This is a genomic window from Olivibacter sp. XZL3, from assembly GCF_004368405.1.
Taxonomy (GTDB): domain Bacteria; phylum Bacteroidota; class Bacteroidia; order Sphingobacteriales; family Sphingobacteriaceae; genus Olivibacter.
Genome location: NZ_SBJH01000095.1, coordinates 93,252 through 112,953 on the forward strand (window position 1 = coordinate 93,252; position 19,702 = coordinate 112,953).

Here is a 19,702-nt window from a genome sequence, read left to right on the forward strand (position 1 = left end):
CAGATTTCTAATGCAACAATCTATACTATTAAGTGGTCCAAAATTCCAGATCACCATCCAGCGTCTTTGCCAGCAGTTAATCGAAAACCACCACGATTTTAAGAACTCGGTCATCATCGGTATCCAACCAAGAGGAATATATCTTGCAAAACGGATACGCGAGGAGCTCCAGCGGACATTAAAGGTAGACGACATTTTGTTCGGAGAGCTAGACATCACATTTTACAGAGATGACTTTCGGCGCAAAGAAAATGGCCCGCTTGTTCCGAACAGCACCAATATAAATTTCGTAATTGAAAACAAAAAGGTCATTTTGATTGATGACGTGCTATGGACAGGTCGGACTATTCGGTCTTCGCTCGATGCGATACAAGCCTTTGGTCGGCCCGAGAAAGTGGAATTACTGGTGCTGGTTGATCGCCGATTCTCTAGGCATCTACCTATACAGCCAGATTACATAGGCATACAGGTCGACTCCATTAACTCACAACGCGTGATCGTCAATTGGCATGAAACTGATACGCAAGACCAAATAATTCTCTTAACAGAAGAAAACGATTAAATTTTTGATTGCATAAAAATGGCAGAAACAGCACAACAGCTAAGCACTCAACACCTTCTCGGCATAAAAGATCTTACCACAGAAGATATACACTTGATTTTGGAAACGGCTAGCACTTTCAAAGATGTCATTAACCGCCCAATCAAAAAGGTGCCTTCCTTGCGAGATATTACCATAGCGAATGTATTTTTCGAAAATTCCACGCGGACGCGGCTTTCTTTTGAGCTCGCCGAAAAGCGCCTGTCTGCCGATGTCATCAACTTTGCGGCCTCCTCGTCGTCGGTGAGCAAAGGAGAAACGCTGATTGACACGGTCAACAACATATTAGCAATGAAAGTGGATATGATTGTTATGCGTCACCCCTATCCGGGTGCGGGCGTATTCTTGAGCAAACATGTCAATGCGCAGATCATAAATGCCGGCGACGGTGCACATGAGCACCCTACACAAGCCTTACTCGACGCCTTCTCCATTAGCGAGCAATACGGCGACGTTGCGGGAAAGAAGGTTGCCATCATTGGCGATATCCTACATTCGCGTGTTGCCCTTTCGAACATACTATGCCTGCAAAAATTAGGGGCCGAGGTGCTCGTTTGCGGTCCAACGACACTCATTCCGAAATATATCGCTTCCTTAGGCGTCAAGATAGAGCATGATTTACTCAAAGCGCTTCGTTGGTGTGATGTAGCAAACATGCTGCGGATTCAATTGGAAAGGCAAGACATCAACTACTTTCCGTCTTTACGCGAGTACTCCATGTTGTATGGTTTAAATAAAACCATCCTCGAATCGTTGGATAAAAAAATAACCATCATGCATCCCGGTCCGATTAACCGCGGCGTGGAAATCACCAGTGACGTGGCTGACAGCAAGCATTCGATTATACTTGATCAGGTACAAAATGGTGTCGCCGTCAGGATGGCTGTGCTGTATCTACTTGCCGGAAAACGAATTTAGACGCAGCAACCGAAAAAAATCACCGTGCACATTATTTCACAACTATTGCCGTTATAGTAAGAGGTTATTAACATTTGTTAAGTAATAGTGTACAAAACTTCATAACGTCCCATTAATTTAGTATAAAAGAATTTGAACAACATGTTTAATAAATTCACTCGTATTAGTCTAGCACTTAGTCTTTTTGCCAGTAGTGCAGTGGCCCAACAAAGTGCTTGGCAATCTCTCAACCAAGCTTACAAAACAGGTATGGAGCTATACGAAAAAGGGAAATATGCCTCCGCTTACAACCAACTGGGTAAAGTGGAAACCTTACGTACAAGCACCACGATTCAACAGGATGAAGGCGATCAAATTTCTTTGCTTAAAGAAAACGCACGATTCTACCAAGCCGTCTGTGCGCTGGAATTAGGTAATCATGATGCAGAAGGCTTATTCTTAAAATTCATAAAGGATCACCCAACGAGCGCTAATACCAAAGCGGCTTATTTTCAAGTAGGACGCTCTTATTTTGCAAAAAAGAACTACCCAAAAGCGATTGAGTGGTTTAAAAAGCTGGATAACGGAAATTTAAGCGGCGCCGAGAATACAGAATACCGTTTCAAGCTTGGCTATGCGCTTTTTATGACAGAAGATTATCAAGCCGCGAAACCGCTGTTTGAGCGCTTAAAAGAAGAGCGAGGGCAATATCAAGAAGCATCGGTTTACTATTATGCCTATCTTTCCTATCTGGACGCTGAGTATAAGGTCGCACTCAGGGAATTTGAGCGCCTCAAAGGGTCGAAAACGTACGAGAACAGCTATCCTTATTATATTGCAGCGCTCTATTTCCTCGACAAGCGTTATGACGATGTACTTTCTTATATACTTCCGATATTAGAGCGCACCAAACAGGAAAATGAAACAGAGATATTCCGGATTGTAGGAGCTACCTACTTTGCGAAGAACGACTTAGCAAAATCAAAAGAATACTATGATAAGTTTCAGGCTCGCGATCAAGGAAAAACCCAGAATAATCAAGACGATTACCAGATCGGATATATAGCTTACAAAAATGGCAATTATGAAAAGGCTATTAAAGAGCTAGAAAAGTTAACAGAACCCGATGCCTATTTCCAAAGTGGCATGATCATTCTCGGCGATTCATTTCTAAAGCTTGGCAATAAGGAAAGCGCCCGAAACGCCTTTTTTAGAGCGTCCAAACTTGATTTCGATCCGTCTATGAAAGAGCAGGGACTTTTGAATTACGCGAAATTATCTTATGAGCTGGAATTTCACCAGGTAGCACTGGATGCTACACAAGAATACCTGAAAACCTATCCCCGCTCGAAAAACGTCGACGAAGCGAAAACCTTGTTAGCAGAAGTTTTACTTAGCACGAAGAATTACCGCTCAGCTGTTGATATTCTGGAATCCATCCCGAAACGGACAAAGGAAGCGAATGCCGCTTACCAGAAAGTAACCTATTTCCGCGGATTGGAATACTATAATGAACGCGCATTTGAAAACGCGATTTCTATCTTTATGCGTTCTGAGCAAAACCCCTACGACCCCGAACTGCTTGCTCTGGCCACCTATTGGAAAGCGGAGGCAATGTATGAAGTAAGAAAATACGGAGAGGCGACCACCAACTTCAGCAAGTTTTTACAATATCCGGCTGCAAAGAATACCGACGTATACAACTACGCCAACTACGCACTTGCTTATGCGGCATTCCGCAATGACAATTACCGCACCTCCGCCAACTATTTTGCTAAATTCCTGAACAGTGGGGAACCGATTGAGCTTAATACCAGAAACGATGCGATTGCTCGTTTGGGCGATTCATATTTTATGCTGAAAGACTATGGTCGTGCCATGGAGCAATATAATAAGCTCATGAGTTCAAAAGCAAAGACGCAGGACTATGCCTTGTTCCAAAGTGGAATTATCAGAGGTTTGCAAGGCGATGCCGACGGAAAAATCGCTATTATGACTGATCTGCTAGCGAGATATCCCAATTCAAATTATGCGGACGATGCCAGCTTTGAGATACCTTACACCTTCTTCTTAAAAGGTGAAAACGAAATCGCTATTCAGGGACTTCAGGATATGATTGAAAAGTATCCGCGCAGTAGCTATGTACCAAGAGCGCTGGTAACCATTGGCTTGGTACAATATAACAGCGACAATAATGACGCCGCTATCAGAACCTTCCAACGTGTGGTTGAACAACACGCCACAACGGAAGAGGCAAAACAAGCGCTGAAATCCATACAGAACATTTATATTGATAAAGGTGACGCGCAAGGATTTCTGGATTATGCAAGTACAACCGCCATTGGTGACCTGTCCACAGCCGAACAGGACAATATAACCTTCCAGGTGGCAAACAACTATTTTTCAAGGGGAGATTACCAAGCAGCTATTGACGCGGTAAACGCTTACTTTGATAAATTCCCCAAACCCTTACAGGAAAAATTTGCACGCTTCATCCGGGCGGAAAGCTTGTACAAAACCGGGCATCCACAAGAGGCATTGCACGACTTCAACATTATTTTGAACGATTGGACCAGCGCTTATACGGAACGTACGCTATTGAGCGTATCTAATTTATACCTCGATCAAAAGAAATATAACGAGGCGATCGCTCCTTTGAAGAAATTAGAACTGACCGCCGAATATAAGTCGCACTACAGCTTTGCCATTAACAATCTGATGGTGGCTTACTTCCATATTCACGACTTCGATAATACGCTTATGTACGCACAGTATGTTAGAGAGTATGAGAAGTCGTCTGTAGAAGATAAGGCAAAGGCCGACCTATACGCAGCGAAGGCACATATGTTGAAAGGCGACTTGACTACAGCCAGAAAAGAATTAGAAAGTGCCGTGGCAAGCAGCCAAACCGTTGTTGGCGCGGAAGCAAAATATAATATCGGCAAATTGCAATATGAGGCAGGCGAATACAAAGCGGCTCAAGAAACTGCTTTCGACCTAATCAAAAATATGCCGTCATATGATTACTGGGTGGCCAAAAGCTTTATTTTGTTGGCCGACTGTTATATCAAGCTGAAAGATGAATTCCAGGCAAAGAGCACCCTACAAAGTATTATCGAAAACTATGAGGGCAAAGATGACATCATTCCGACGGCGAAAGAACGTTTAGAAAAAATAACCGGAAAGAAAACAGATAATAAGAAAGCAACAGATAGTGTAAAAACGAAAAGCGACTCTACTGCGGTAGACAGCGTTGAAACTGACAGCACGGTCGTAGAACCAGACAGCGTAGCGCTGGATTCGTCGGCAGTTGAGAAATAGGCTTTATAAATTTTAGAGATCATTCATACTATCTAAATAAAAAGAACCATGATATTGAATTCTTCAATGTTAAAATATACATTATTAATCGGCTTAGGTTTTTGCTCTTTCGCAGCTTTCGCGCAAGAAGAAGAACAAGTACCTCAAGAAGAGGCTAAAGGAAATTTAGGAGAAATTGAAGTCGTTAGAGACTATAGGCCTATTCTGGCTGACGCGGTTAAAATCAGGCAAAGTCCGGATCTCACGAACAACCGCAAATATTTGTCTAAACTCAATTATTCCACTTTCGACCGAAAACTAGACATCAACACGGGTACTCACCGTTTGGAGATACAGCAATTGCCGGCTATGCGTCCCGACGTATTAACCAATAATTACGCGAAGATAGGCGCTGGGAATTTTAACACCCTTTTAGGTGAGTTGTATATCAGTAATGGCGAGGATGAGGCCCTTCAGGTAGGCGGCTTCGTTAAACACCTGAGTCAAAAAGGTTCGGATTATGAAGGACAAAATTTCAGTGAGCAAAAGATAGGTTTATTTGGAAGAAGTATCCTCGATCGGATTACGCTAAACGGAGAGATCGGGTTTAATCGCTACGCGACTCGCTATTATGGTTTCGTACCCCTGCAACCCGATTTAAATACAGACCCTGTTAAACAACACTATAACGACATCTATATTAAGGGGGAATTAAATAGTAATCACGTAGACAACGAGGAGCTGTTGAGTTACTCATTAAAGGTAGATGGCTATCTTTTCGGAAATGCTTTCTCTTCAAAAGAGAATTCGTTTGCCCTCAGCGGTAACATCAATAAAAAGATCAACGCCTTTAATGTAGGAGCAAATTTATCTGGCGATTTCACCGGTTTAGAGAGCAACAATTTGACCTTAGGTAACCATATAGCCCGTTTAAATCCTTATATCCGTTTTCAGGGATCAAACTATAAATTGACCTTGGGAGCTACCTTTGTAAGCGAATTTGGCGGCGACGAAACGCGGAATAACATCTTTCCAAGCGTTGATTTCGACTTTGCTTTAGTGCCGGAATATGCCAGTATTTATGCTGGTGTGAAAGGTGATGTTGTTAAGACCTCGTTCCGAACATTAGCCAATGAGAATCCCTTTCTTACAGAAAGCCCATTTATCGACACAGCCAGTAATACGCTGGCGGTTCATAATATGCTCGAAAAACTGCATGTCTTCGGTGGGATAAAAGGAAATGCAGGTGCGACATTCGGTTATAAAATCGGTGTATTTTACAAGCAGATCAGCGATCTTCCATTTTATGCGATCCAGCCCAATGCGCCGTCGAGGTACGGTATCATCTACGACCGCGGAGAAAAAAATAAAGTCTTTGGTCTAGAAGGCGATGTCAACGTCCGCGTATCCGAGGCGGTGAGCTTAGGAGGTAACCTCCTCTTCAATGAATATGATTTGGAGAATGAGGCAGAAGCGTGGTTTATTCCGAAACTGCGTCTAGCAGCGAACACACGCATCAATATTAGCAAAAAAGTCTATTTGGATGGAGAACTGTTCTTCAACGATGCGATGAAAGCCAAAAGTTACCAGCCGTACGCTGGGATAGGTACGATGGATCCCACTGCGCCTGTAACAGTATCTATGCCCTCATTCCTTGATGTTAGCGCCGGATTGGAATACCGGGCTACGAAACAGATTGGTGTATATGTAAGGGGAAATAACCTGTTGAACAAAGGTTATGAACGATTCCTATATTACCCACGTTTAGGCTTTAATATAATAGGTGGCGTTAACGTTTCGTTTTAATTATTAAGCTTTTTAAATTTGCCGACTCAAACGAAAAAAGAATGCTCAATTTAGGCCAATACTTGTATCAGCTCTTACTCCTCCACCCACAGGTTGGTGTACCGGGTATTGGTGTTTTTTCAAAGAGCCGTATTGCGGCTCGATACGATGAACAATTGGAAAAGTTTTTGCCTCCAGCAAGTAGCTATTCCTTGGTTCCGCAGGCGGTGACCGACAGCCATTTAGTCGACTGCGTAGCGAAATCTCTTCATCTATCCAATGAAGAAGCCCTAGCTGCTATAAGCGAGGCGATAAGTCACCTACAAACAGCGATCAAAGAACAGGGCGAAGCTAAACTGCAGCCTATCGGTACGCTTAAAGAGACTGCCGGTATCTATACATTGGTTGCGGAGGCCGATCCAAGCTTTTGGGGATTACAGCCTATTGGCGACTATAAGAAGACGACTGTCTCCGAAGAGCTGCCTATCATATCGGAAGCAGAAGAAGCGAGGCCAGACGAAGTGAACGCGCCTATTCTTGAGCAAGAAGCACCGTTTGAAGCAGAGGCGGAAGAAGTACCGAGCCAAGCAGCAAGCAGTAAACGCACATGGCTCTGGGGTTTAACGGCTGTTGTGTTTATTGGCCTGATTGGTTTCTTGGTGTGGAAGCGCCAAAACGCCGTTATTCCGAATGATCCTGTCCAAACAGCTATAACACCAGTTGACACGACCGATCACGCAAGTGGCGACGGGCAGCAACCGTCGGCCATTGTACCGGATACAGCAACAACCGTTCATCCGGCAGATAGCGTCGCCGATACACTGCGTCAAGCGCCGGCACCGGAAAAGGAGCCGCTGGTGCGGAAAGCGTCTAAAGAAAGACCTTTTTCCATCGTAATCGGCTCATTCAAAACGCTGAGATTGGCCATTGAACAGGCTAAATATTTTAGAACGATCGGTATCAATGCATTTGTCCTGGAAAGCAATATGCCTAACAACAGGAAAAAAATATGCTATGGCTCCTACGCTACGAAAGAAGCAGCCAAAGAAGAGTTGGAAAAAGTTAGAAATGAGATAACCAAAGAAGCATATATATACCCTTGACATACAAATGCCGGGAATAAATTTTATCTTGGCACCGATATTAAACAAACAGTGTAAAACAAAATTATTATTTAATAGAACATGTTCTTATTACAAGTCACAGACACACCCGCAACATTGGATTCCATGCTGACAGCACCAGGGCCCTCTACCGCACCCATTGAAGATTTAAGTTTGTTAGATCTGCTTATCAAAGGAGGATGGGTGATGGTTCCCATCGCTATTCTGGCTTTCTTAGGCTTAGTCATTTTCATCGAAAGATACTTAACCATAAAAAAGGCATCGCGCTACGATTCAAACCTGATGATTCAGGTGAAACAGCACATTATGTCGGGCCGCTTAGAAGCTGCATTGGCGTTATGCCGTAACAGCAACGGTCCGTTAGGTGCTATGCTCCAGAAAGGACTTACGCGAATTGGCCGGCCGATCAAAGATATCGAGGGAGCGATTGAGAATGTAGGTAAATTGGAAGTATCGAAATTGGAGAAGAATATCAACGTTTTAGGTATTATTGCGGGTATCGCGCCTATGTTGGGTTTCGTTGGTACGATCATTGGAGTAATTACCATCTTTCATGAAGTATCTATAAAAGGCGTAATTGAAATTGGCACGGTATCCGGCGGATTATATACAAAAATGATCACCTCGGCTTCGGGGCTTATCATTGGTATCATTGCCTATGTAGGTTACCATATTTTAAATATGATGGTTGACCGTTTAATACTGCGCATGGAAACAGATGCCATCGAATTTATCGATCTATTAGATGAACCCGGAAGCTAAGCGAGGCTTCTTAAAAAAGATTTCTGATGAATTTAAGGAAAAGACACCATAGACCGGCCGCAGAAGTGCATACATCGGCACTGAACGACATCATGTTCTTCTTGCTGCTCTTCTTTTTATTAGCTTCTGCAGTGGCTAATCCGCAAGTCGTGAAACTCCTATTGCCACGTTCCCAGTCGGGAGAGCAATCCGTAGCGAAGCGAACGATAAGCTTGTCTATTAATAAAGAATTGCAGTACTTTGTAGAGGATAAACCGGTATCGCTGGATCAGTTAACGCCTACCTTACAAAATTATGTACAGGAGGGGCAGGAATTAACGGTTCTTTTATACGTAGACAGGACGGTAGCAATAGAAGACGTCATTCAGGTTATGGATATTGCCAACAAACTGAAGATCAAACTTGTTTTAGCTACCGAGCCTAAAGAGAAGAGTTAGCATTTAAATTGGAGAGCGCGTGATGAACCATCAGCATAAGCAAGAAAACAACTACCCAAAGGCATTTGCCATATCAGCGGGAGTATTTGCGGCATTCCTACTGATGAGTTTCTTTTGGATGTTGAGCCAACCGGCTATCGAGTTCGGAACAGGCGGATTGATTGTGAACTACGGGACGGCTGAGGAAGGAATGGGAGAAGATTATATGAGTCTAGACGAGCCTTCTATGGATCCGAATGCAAATCAAACGCGTCCGGACAAAGTTATCCCCAACGAAGAACCTACCCCTGTGGCATCTCAGGAAACCAACGATAAAACGGTGGTTACACAAGACGTAGAGGATGCGCCCGCTGTGGTAACAAAAGAAAAAGCAAAACCGACTTCGAATACGCCGACAATTACCCCAGAGAAAAAGGAAAGTAAACCAACGGTGAATCCTAATGCCCTGTACACCGGCAAAAAAAATAACGGTGTGGGTGTGGGTGACGGAACGGGATCCACGCCGGGGAATCAAGGGAGCTTACAAGGGAATAACATGGCCACGAATTACGGTGAAGGAGGATCTGGCAATGGCCTGGTAGGCTTACCGAACCGATCTTTTGCTGTCATGCCACAGATTGAAGATAAAGGACAGCTCTCAGGGCGGGTGGCCGTAGAAATCACCGTCGATCGAAACGGGGTTGTAACCCGAGCAAGGGCGGGTGCGAAAGGCACCACGTTATCGGATGCGTCACTGTGGGAAAAATGTGAGACGGCGGTTAGAAATGCGCGGTTAAATGCAACGGACGGAGGCCCCGAATTTCAGTCAGGCATTGTCGTGTTCAACTTTAAAGTAAAGTAAGGACGCTCGTTTTCCCGAACCATGAATTACCTCGAAGTAATAGATTATCTGTATAGCCGTCTGCCGATGTTTACGCGCGACGGCTCCGCAGCTTTCAAGAAAGATTTAACCAATATCCGGGCACTTTGTGATGCCTTGAAAAATCCGGAAAGAGCGTTTAAATCCATCCATATAGCGGGCACGAACGGAAAAGGGAGCAGCTCCCATATGCTGGCAGCGATATTGCAGACTGCCGGATATAAAACCGGCCTTTATACCTCGCCTCATTTATTGGATTTCAGAGAGCGAATAAAAATCGACGGCGAGCTGGTGCCGCAGGCCTTTGTAGTCGATTTCGTTAAAACCAACCAAGACTTGATTGAAGCCATACAGCCTTCTTTTTTTGAGGTGACCGTAGCGATGGCCTTCCGTTATTTTGCCGATGCAGCGGTCGATATCGCCGTCATTGAAACAGGTCTTGGCGGCCGACTGGATTCCACCAATATTATCGAGCCGGTAATGAGTTTGATCACCAATATCGGTTACGACCATATGAACATGTTGGGGAACAGCTTAACGGAGATCGCCGGAGAAAAAGCCGGCATTATTAAACGCAAAACCCCAATTGTGGTTAGCGAAAGACAGGAGGCAATCGATTCTATATTTATCAACCGGGCGCAGGAATTAGCCGCTCCGATCGTTTTTGCCACCGATCAATGGATCATCGAGGCGTGCTCCATGGAGGCACAGTCTCAACATTTAAAGGCAATACCCAAAGAAACAGGCGCTTTAAAGGCAATTGATATTCATTTGGATTTGAGAGGGAGCTATCAGCAGAAGAACCTCCCCGGCGTACTAAGTTCCATTTGTGTATTACAAGAAAACGGCTTCACAATCACCGAGCGTCACCTGGTTGACAGCTTGGCAAAGGTTCAAGCACTGACCGGTTTAATGGGGCGCTGGCAAACCCTGTCGACACAACCGCTGACGATTTGCGATACGGGCCACAATGAAGCCGGCTGGAAAGAAATAATCAAAGATTTGTCCCGTACGCCCCATCGGAAACTACACATCGTACTGGGCGTTATGCGGGATAAAGACATCGAACATATGCTTACCCTGCTTCCCAAAGAAGCAAGTTTCTATTTTTGTAGTCCGGGTTTTCAACGCGCTCTCCCTGCAGTAGAGTTAAAAGTGCAAGCCGTCGGCTATGCATTGATTGGGGAAGCTTATGATAGTGTGGAAGACGCGGTTAAGGCTGCTCAAGGCGTCGCATTAAAAGAAGATTTGATTTTCATCGGTGGAAGCACTTTTGTGGTGGCCGAAGCCTTGCCCCTTTTTCAATAATCTGGTCTATAGCAATGGTAAAAGGGCTTGTCTAAAACATGATCTTTAGACAAGCCCGATAATGTACTAGCTTATTGCTCTCTTGAGAGCGAATACGGCAAATCTGCATCCAACACGCCGCGCGATTTATTCGGTTGACTTCCCATGTCAAAATCAATCGTTGCTCCTTGTATTAACGCTTCATGCGAGAAGAAATTCCGCGTATACGAGTTACCATTCAACCGTAGGTTGTCGATGTACCTGTTATCCACGCTATTATTCGGCGCGTTTAATATAATCTCTTTTCCACTAGCCAATTTAATCTTAGCCTGTTTAAATAAAGGCGCTCCTATAACATACTGATCGGTAGCCGGTGCCACGGGGTAGAAGCCAAGGGCTGAAAACACATACCAAGCCGATGTCTGGCCATTATCTTCATCACCGCAATATCCATCCGGCGTAGGCAAATACATTCTATTCATGGTCTCACGAACCCAATATTGCGCTTTCCAAGGCTCATTTGCATAGTTATACAAGTAAATCATATGCTGAATAGGTTGATTTCCATGCGCATATTGCCCCATATTGGCAATCTGCATTTCGCGAATTTCATGAATAACTTGTCCGTAATAACTATCGTCGTAAATAGGCGGCAAAGTAAAGACCGAGTCGAGCTTATTCGCGAATGCCTTTTTGCCTCCCATCAGGTCAATCAGTCCCTGTATATCATGAAACACCGACCATGAGTAATGCCAGCTATTTCCTTCTGTAAAGGCGTCGCCCCACTTGAAGGGATTAAAAGGTTTCTGGAAATTACCGTCTTGATTTTTCCCGCGCATCAATCCCGTTTCCGGATCAAATAACTTCTTATAGTTTAAACTTCTCTTTCTATAAAGTTCAACTTCCTTTTTAGGCTTATTCAATTTTTTCGCCAGCTGGTAAATGGCAAAATCGTCATAAGCATATTCCAGGGTCCGTGCCGCATTTTCATTGATATCTACATCATAAGGCACATAGCCGAGCTTGTTGTAAAACTCAGCACCGGCCCGTCCAACGGCGGTCAGCGGTCCTGCATTATTTGCACCGTGTAACAAAGCCTCATATAGGGTTTCGATATCGTACCCCCGTAGTCCCTTAATATAGGCGTCTGCCACTACAGATGCAGAGTTATTGCCCACCATCACATTTCTGAGACCGGGGCTGGCCCACTCTGGAAGCCAACCACTTTCCTTGTAGGCGTTTACCAATCCTTCCTGCATCTTCGTATTCATTTCGGGATAAACAAGGTTCAGGAACGGGAATAAGCACCGGAAAGTGTCCCAAAATCCAGTATCAGTAAACATATGGCCCGGAAGTACTTTTCCATTATAGGGGCTATAGTGAACAACGTTTCCATTTGCATCGTATTCAAAAAACATGCGGGGAAATAAGAGTGTACGATACAGATTGGAATAAAAGGTACGTACTTGATCGATGCTGCCCCCGCCTACTTCTACCCTACTCAGTGCTTTGTTCCAGATGGCTTTACCTTCTTCTTTTAACGTTTCGAAACTCTTGTTTCCGATTTCCTTCAGGTTTAACGCAGCCTGTTCATGACTAATAAACGACGAAGCGATCTTGACGTTCACTTGTTCACCCGCCTTATCGGTTTTAAAATGGATCATTGCACCAGCGTGCTCTCCCTTCAATTCCACATCGTCCGGTTGAAGCTTATCTCCATCAAATACGGCAACATCATCAAAGGGCCTATCAAATTCCATCACAAAATAATTCTTGAAATTCTCCGGAACGCCACCGCTATTTTTGGTAGAATAACCGATAATCTTATTTTCATTAGGAATCACTTTAACATAGGATCCCTTATCAAAAGCGTCGATGACGACATATGCGCTGTCGGTTTTTGGGAAAGTCATTCGAAAGCGCGCCGCTCTTTCCGTAGGGACAATTTCTGTGGTTACATCATGATCGGCTAAGTAGACACTGTAATAATAAGGGGTAGCCACTTCTGCCTTATGCGAAAACCAACTGGCTCTATCATCTTCGTTAAATCGGGCAGCTCCGGTAACAGGCATAATGGCAAATTGCCCGTAGTCGTTCATCCATGGCGATGGCTGATGCGTTTGTTTAAAGCCTCGTATTTTATCCGCATCGTATGTATACATCCAACCGTCGCCCATTTTTCCCGTTTGGGGCGACCAAAAATTCATGCCCCAAGGGAGAGCAATGGCAGGATATGTATTGCCGGTAGATAAACTGTGTTTAGACAAGGTACCTACCAGTGTGCTTACATAATCAACCGGACTCGAAACTGTCTTTACTTCCTGCGCCCAAAGGCCGAAAGTAAACATAAGCATAGAAAATAAAGGGATAAAGCGTTTCATTAGATTTGTGATTTTGCTTGATTCAATATAGTGCTGACTTGGTTAATTTGAGGATTTTTTCCTCATGGGGCTAATATATGTAAAATAATTTATATAGCTAAAACGTTAAAGCTGAAATTGGTTTCTTCCTTGTTCCGTACTGGTGTAGTGCAACCGCCTAGGCGGTGACGGTTGGGCTTAGCGGCCACGATCAGATTTCAGAAGGGAATTTTTGTAGTCGGATATTAAGGGATACCAAGAAGTAGCGAGCAAGGCGATTGTTCTGCATATCCATAATGCTATTACCTATAATTTCGCGCCGCACACCCCTGTTCTTGTTAAAAAGATCAAAGCCTTGGAATCTAATTGCCAACATATCGTTTTGCAGAAAGGACTTTTCTATATAGACATTTAACAAGGTTGGATTTACATTGATAGAGCTGCTATATCCCGAATTGAAATTTTGTGAAAAATCGGCACTGACGACCCAGTTGTCCGGCAGATAGCCCTTTCCGCCAAAACCCAGACTAAAGGTATTCGCTCCGGCATCCATAAAAGACGGAATGTTATACTTTATCTTATTAAGCGTATAACTGCTTCGTAAATCTGCTTCGACTAAATCCTCGATTTGGAAGTTGACCTGTAAATTTTGTGAGAAGATCATATTTTTCGCGACGTTCCTTACATTATTGATGTAGGCTAAATTATTCGCATAGTCCATCGAGCCATTTAGGTTCAGTGTCAGCACTTTTCCTGCCAGGGGAGCGCTGTAATGATAAAAGCCCCGCAGATCGTAATAACCATTGGCATTCAAAAATTCGGTTTCCTGTATGGTGCTGTTCAGTGAACTTACCCGATTGGTTACCACCTTATCCTGTATATGCGTAAACGAAAAATTGGTAAAAAGCGAACTCCCGTTTTGTATGTTAAAACTTCTATACTGGAGGCTGACGGTGTTCATAAACTCCGGTTTCAAATTTGCATTTCCTACGACGATATATTGTGGATTGGAGACGTCCCTCACGGGTTGAATCTGGGTGAACGCCGGTTGATTATTTTGACCTCTATAATTTAAGGAAAGGTTACTGCTTTTATTAATCGTATATTGAAAACGGGCACTGGGAACGAAATTCAAATTATTTATATGGGTAATCACATCCCTCGAGGGTGTTTTGCCATCCAACTTGGTAGGTTGCAGGGCAAAACCCACTGTATATTTAAATCGTTCTAAACTTCCTTGATAGTTGACCCCAAATTGATGTGTTTGAAAGAGGTAGTCATAGTCAATGCTCAAGGAATCCACCAGAGATTCCCTGGATCGGATAGAATCGATGTCAAACGTGTTTCTAGCATTGGCTATAGAGTTGGATTCGTATTGGTAGTTGAGTTCCAAATAGCTCCGTTTCGTTACCGGCTCGGTATAAGAGATGCCCAACAAGGCACTGCGATTGTAGCTGAAATTATCCAGTCGCTGTTTAAACTGTTGGTAACCTACCTCCGGGTCGCTATACGCGGAGTCGATACTCATAGAGAAATCATCTGCCAGATCCTTTCTAGTCCGCTTATAGTATTCCATTTTTGCCGTTACACTTAAATTCCTTCCTCTTGTCGGAAAGCGATGATTATAAAAAAGGTCCAAATCAAAGTTCGGATCATTATGGGTTCCGGAGGTGTTATAATGTCTGTCGGTAAACACCCTGTTATCCGTAATTGCACTGCGGCTCTCACTTAGCAAGTCATTCGTATTATAGGAAGCAGTGGGCGTAATTTTCAAGTAATTCGCTGAATCTATATTGGCTTCAACCGTCCAGGTAAGCTTATGTTTCGTATTATTGGAAAGCGATCGAACTTCGTCGAGTGAGTTAATAAGTCGATTCTGATAAACACTGGTCAGTCTCGTTGTTCCGATCGTCTCATTTTTACGTTTTGTAAAGGTATACCCACCGTAGACAGACACACCCTTTGCAACCTCGTCGCGGTAATTAAAGCCAATAGAGTTTGTACTATTAATACCGTCTCCTCCATCGATCATGCTACTCAAGTCGCCTCCATTCCTGCTTCCGGCACCGCTGAGATCGCCAAAGCTGAACAAGCTTGTGTTGGTGTTATTGCTTGACCCTAAAATAGAGACCTGCTTATTTCCTTTAAACTTGTTCGCAGAAAAACTACCAATATACCGGCCGTGCACTTCATCATTCACATCCGTACCACCTCCCGCCGTCACCTGGCCGAAGGTTCCAAAGTTCCTATCCTCCTTAATGGTTACATTGAGCACCTTTTCGGGTTCGGTATTTCTAATGCCTGTGATATTCGCTTGATCTCCGTAATCGTCTATTATCTGAACATTTTCCACAATTTCGGCGGGCAAATTACGCGTTGCGGTAAGCACATCGCCGTCGAAAAAGTCCTTTCCATTTACCTTAACCCTCGTTACGCGTTGTCCCTGCGCGTCAATATTCCCATGCCTGTCTACCAGTAGGCCGGGCATTTGCTTAATCATATCCTCTAGCAGGGCGTTCTTACGCGCAGCATAGGCCTTTGCATTATATTGAATAGTATCTTGTTTAATTACGACGGGAACCACTCCATAAACTGCAATTTCCTGGAGTTCATGCGGCTGTTCCTTCAAATTTACCGTTACAAGTTCGGTAATAGGAAGTAATACATTGGAAGTATAATGCCTTTCATATAATTGAAAGCCGATTAAACTGAAAGCTAACTTAAAGTCATTTGCAGCGACTTTGTTAAAAATAAAACGGCCATGTTCATTGGTACTCACCATCATGGTGTCGTTTTTTGCGTAGAGCCTAACCGTCACGCCGACAAGGGGTCTACCGGTAGAATCCTGCACCACACCGCGCACCTCTCTTGTCTGAATCTGCCCCTTTGCACTTATAACAAAAGAAAAAATGACGATTATGCAAAAAAAAGCCCGCTGCATATAATACTTAATCCTACCGATGCTTTAATAGTAACGAGAAATAACTTTAAATCTTATGAACACCCTAATATAGCTGAATTAATGTTTATTTCATTGGATTATTTTTTTTATGCAGATCGCTAGTGGGAAGTAGGGAGTTGTAGCGGGAACAGTTAATAGTTAGTAGGTAATAGTCCGTTGGGAGTCGTAGTTACAATCAAAAAGAGCCACTAGTTTATCACTAATGGCTCTTTTTTTGTTTGAAACGCAGCACTTATTCCGCGTTATACGTCACCTTCGGTACATGTTTGTCAATTTCCCAACGACCGGTACCTTCCTCACCAATTACATCAAACATTTCCAAGATTCTCCTTGCTACATATTCTTCCTCAATCTGTTCTGCTAAGAACCACTGAATAAATTGAAAAGTAACAAAATCTTTTACTTTGAAACATTTTTCTGCTATTGTATTAAACTGAGCCGTTACATGCATCTCTTGTTCTAATGCCAACTCAAATACACTTCTGAACGATTCAAAATCTTTCGGTACGTTCACAATCTCAGGTGAAATCGCTTTTCCACCGCGATCGTTGATATAATTAAACAGCTTCAGCATGTGGTGTCTTTCCTCATCGGCCTGTTTAGCGAAATAGCCGGCGCTGAAATCAAAACCCTGATCATCGCACCAAGAAGACATCGCTAAATAAATAGCAGAGGAGTGTGCTTCCACTTTTACCTGTTCGTTTAATATGTTTTCTATTTCTTCATTTAACGAAGTTTTTAATCGCAATAGGTCTTTCATACTCAAATAATTAATAACCAATGGAGCCGTCGGCGCCATTCAATCTTTAACAAAGATAACAGAATTAACACTTAAGTTACTTAAAATAAAATCAATACGTATTCAGTCTAAATTACTGACCCTATCTCAGGAGGCGAAAGGAACGTATGTATTGGCAGGGATCTGGTTTATAACCACCTTTCGGCAGCTGAAGGTGCCGACATCGGAAATAGTCGTTTTGCCAATATTAGCAGCTTAGCAGGGAGGACACCTTTAAGCAATCCTTAATCACGCCCGGCAATTCCATCATAAACTTCGCACCTTGCAGCAGCTCCTTTAATCGCAGCACTTCGGTTACAGTAAGTACAAAACAACGTTGCGATCGAAAAGGCATTAAGATTGTTAAATCAGCGCTCGATGCCGGCGCATACAGCAATTCATCTACCGCTATATCGGCCACCTGCTTTCTAAAGTTCAAAAAATCGGCCACCTTAAAGGGGGTACAGTCGCCTGCAAATTCCAGCCAATAACAATTTTTATTGCTGCATTGCAATACCGCACCATGTTCTGTTCTATAAATCTCTTCTAAACTTGCAAGACCACAAAGCATATTCCGCAAACATTTTTATTTACCCATGCGAATATAGGGATTATGTATAATCAGTCCAAATTAATGGATATAAATTTTAAATGATCCCAAAAAGGGAGCCTCCTCGACTGCCGAGCCTATCCACGCGTTTTTCGATTTCGGGTACTTTCTCCAAAGTCGGCGCGTGATGAGGTTTGCTACGCGCATCGATGATCAAGGGGCCCCTACAGCCCCAATGCTTATGTTCGACAAAACTATCGACGCCGTATATATCGTGCGAAGGATTGCTTCTGGTAAAAGCTACCCAAACAAAATTGTTAATATGCTCGGCGGTGAAGGTCAAGTTATCACAAAGCACGATTAAGGCGATACCTTGCAGATCCTTGGCGACCAGTTCCTTTGTAAGGAACTCCAGTTCTTCAGCTACTTGTGGATAAGACGAAAAAGGCGGAGCCTGAACAGCCAATATGCCGGGAATTACCATTTTTTTGTGATTAAAAGGTCTCGGAAGATCCAAATCCGCAGCGATTTCCGTCCAGAGCGCCCTCTTAACCGTCCCCGCAGCCGCAAAAACCACTTTCGAGCCCGAATTCAGTCCGTCACCGCTATAATCAAGCGTATCAATGGTCGTCTGTGTATGAAAATGGAGATCTCTTGTGAAGTCTATTCTTTCGAAGACGTGGATAAAAAAGGCCGGAATATCATGTATATCCAGCGATGGATTGTCTTCCTTGGCAGTTATAAACAAATATTTAGCTAAACTCAACTGATTCTTCCCCAGTATCTGATTCGCGATGGTCAAGATTTCCTGCGGTCTATCAATTTCGAGATAAGGGGTATACCGTTCGGAGCCGACGGCGAATAGCAAAGGATGCACACCGGCAGCATCGACCGCATGGACTGCGTGGAGCCCATTGATTTCTTTGGGAATGGCCGGGCCACTGATTTCATGAATCAGTTCCCCGAAACTGGTATCCTCTTGGGGAGGCCTCCCTACTACAGTGAATGACCAAATGGCGTCTTTTCGATGATAAACATTATGCACGTGCATCAAAGGGAAAGGATGCGTAAGGCTGTAATAGCCGATATGGTCGCCAAAGGGTCCCTCCGGTTTATTTTCATTCGGGTATACCGTTCCTGTAATTACAAAGTCGGCATCGGCGGAAATACAAAAACCTTCGTCATCATAAAAATAACGGAATCGTCTATTGCCGAGCGCTCCCGCAAAAGTCATCTCCGAAAGGCCTTCGGGCAAAGGCATTACCGCTGCCAAGGGATGGGCGGGCGGTCCGCCGACAAATATACTCACCTTAAGCGGCTTTCCGAGCTCATTGGCCTTCGTTTGATGGATGCCGATCCCCCGGTGCAGCTGGTAATGAAGTCCGACTTCTTTATCCTTTAGGTAGTCGTTACCCCCAAGCTGAATGCGATACATGCCTAAATTGGCCTGCATGATCCCGGGTTTAGTGACATCTTCCGTATATACTTGAGGCATCGTAATAAAAGGACCACCGTCCATGGGCCAATTGACAATCTGAGGCAGGGCGCTGATGCTCGTCTTTCCATAGTTTATGGGGCTCTGCTTGCCAACCTTCATGGGTAAGGCTGCCAAGGCGTTCAGTGAGATTCCTGCGTATTTCAACGGATTTTTAAGCGCCCGCATGGGATCCATTTTGAGATCAACCATTAACTTCATGTTAGGAAGCGTATCCCTGAACATAAAACGCGACCGCGCCAAGGTACCAAACAGATTAGAAACTGCGGGAAATTTACTACCTTTTACACGCTCAAAGAGGAGTGCAGGTCCGCCATGCTCGTATACCCGTAAATGAATGGCAGCCATTTCCAGATAGGGGTCCACCTCTTCCTTTATTCGTATTAAATGCCCATGTTGTTCCAGATCCTTTACACATTCGGCCAAGCTGTTATATCCCATGTATTTTGTTTCTTTTCTCTCGCCGTCAAACTTAGATAAAAAGCCCTTTTTTCCCAAATGTTTA

Annotated in this window: 14 protein-coding genes; 9 read left to right on the top strand and 5 right to left on the bottom strand. The window is 43.8% G+C overall.

The window, feature by feature from the left end:
- The first annotated feature begins 10 nt into the window (after positions 1-10).
- The 9 genes from pyrR to EPX21_RS18890 all read left to right on the top strand — a co-directional run bounded on the left by pyrR (position 11) and on the right by EPX21_RS18890 (position 11,073).
- Positions 11-562, top strand: coding sequence for a bifunctional pyr operon transcriptional regulator/uracil phosphoribosyltransferase PyrR (gene pyrR / locus EPX21_RS18850; RefSeq protein WP_134091220.1), 552 nt, complete (start codon positions 11-13; stop codon positions 560-562).
- 18 nt (positions 563-580) lie between these two features.
- Entirely contained in the window at positions 581-1,519 is a 939-nt protein-coding gene (locus EPX21_RS18855; protein WP_134091221.1) for an aspartate carbamoyltransferase catalytic subunit, read from the top strand.
- 141 nt (positions 1,520-1,660) lie between these two features.
- On the top strand, positions 1,661-4,819 hold the full coding sequence (locus EPX21_RS18860) for a tetratricopeptide repeat protein (RefSeq protein WP_134091222.1): 3,159 nt from the start codon (positions 1,661-1,663) through the stop codon (positions 4,817-4,819).
- Between the two features lie 66 nt (positions 4,820-4,885).
- On the top strand, positions 4,886-6,604 hold the full coding sequence (locus tag EPX21_RS18865) for a TonB-dependent receptor (RefSeq protein ID WP_134091223.1): 1,719 nt from the start codon (positions 4,886-4,888) through the stop codon (positions 6,602-6,604).
- A 41-nt stretch (positions 6,605-6,645) separates the two neighbouring features.
- Positions 6,646-7,686 carry a hypothetical protein gene (locus tag EPX21_RS18870; RefSeq protein WP_134091224.1) on the top strand — a complete coding sequence of 347 codons (1,041 nt, stop codon included), beginning with the start codon at positions 6,646-6,648 and terminating at the stop codon, positions 7,684-7,686.
- A gap of 81 nt (positions 7,687-7,767) precedes the next feature.
- Positions 7,768-8,469, top strand: coding sequence for a MotA/TolQ/ExbB proton channel family protein (locus EPX21_RS18875; protein WP_134091225.1), 702 nt, complete (start codon positions 7,768-7,770; stop codon positions 8,467-8,469).
- A gap of 26 nt (positions 8,470-8,495) precedes the next feature.
- The gene (locus tag EPX21_RS18880; RefSeq protein ID WP_134091226.1) at positions 8,496-8,906 is read left to right on the top strand and encodes a biopolymer transporter ExbD; all 411 of its coding nucleotides are present in this window, start codon (positions 8,496-8,498) and stop codon (positions 8,904-8,906) included.
- Between the two features lie 22 nt (positions 8,907-8,928).
- A complete protein-coding gene (locus tag EPX21_RS18885; RefSeq protein WP_134091227.1) occupies positions 8,929-9,747 on the top strand; it encodes an energy transducer TonB in 819 nt (272 codons plus the stop codon).
- Between the two features lie 21 nt (positions 9,748-9,768).
- Entirely contained in the window at positions 9,769-11,073 is a 1,305-nt protein-coding gene (locus EPX21_RS18890; RefSeq protein ID WP_134091228.1) for a folylpolyglutamate synthase/dihydrofolate synthase family protein, read from the top strand.
- Positions 11,074-11,144: 71 nt separating this feature from the next.
- Here the strand turns inward: EPX21_RS18890 and EPX21_RS18895 are convergent, their stop codons facing one another.
- The 5 genes from EPX21_RS18895 to EPX21_RS18915 all read right to left on the bottom strand — a co-directional run bounded on the left by EPX21_RS18895 (position 11,145) and on the right by EPX21_RS18915 (position 19,638).
- Positions 11,145-13,433 (bottom strand): GH92 family glycosyl hydrolase, encoded by a 2,289-nt coding sequence (locus EPX21_RS18895; RefSeq protein ID WP_134091229.1) that lies wholly within the window; start codon positions 13,431-13,433, stop codon positions 11,145-11,147.
- A gap of 190 nt (positions 13,434-13,623) precedes the next feature.
- The gene (locus EPX21_RS18900; protein ID WP_134091230.1) at positions 13,624-16,353 is read right to left on the bottom strand and encodes a TonB-dependent receptor; all 2,730 of its coding nucleotides are present in this window, start codon (positions 16,351-16,353) and stop codon (positions 13,624-13,626) included.
- Positions 16,354-16,606: 253 nt separating this feature from the next.
- A complete protein-coding gene (locus tag EPX21_RS18905; RefSeq protein WP_134091231.1) occupies positions 16,607-17,134 on the bottom strand; it encodes a ferritin in 528 nt (175 codons plus the stop codon).
- A 226-nt stretch (positions 17,135-17,360) separates the two neighbouring features.
- The gene (locus EPX21_RS18910; protein ID WP_134091232.1) at positions 17,361-17,723 is read right to left on the bottom strand and encodes a DUF6686 family protein; all 363 of its coding nucleotides are present in this window, start codon (positions 17,721-17,723) and stop codon (positions 17,361-17,363) included.
- Positions 17,724-17,799: 76 nt separating this feature from the next.
- Positions 17,800-19,638: a UbiD family decarboxylase gene (locus EPX21_RS18915; protein WP_134091273.1), complete on the bottom strand. Its 1,839-nt coding sequence runs from the start codon at positions 19,636-19,638 to the stop codon at positions 17,800-17,802.
- Positions 19,639-19,702: the final 64 nt, after the last annotated feature.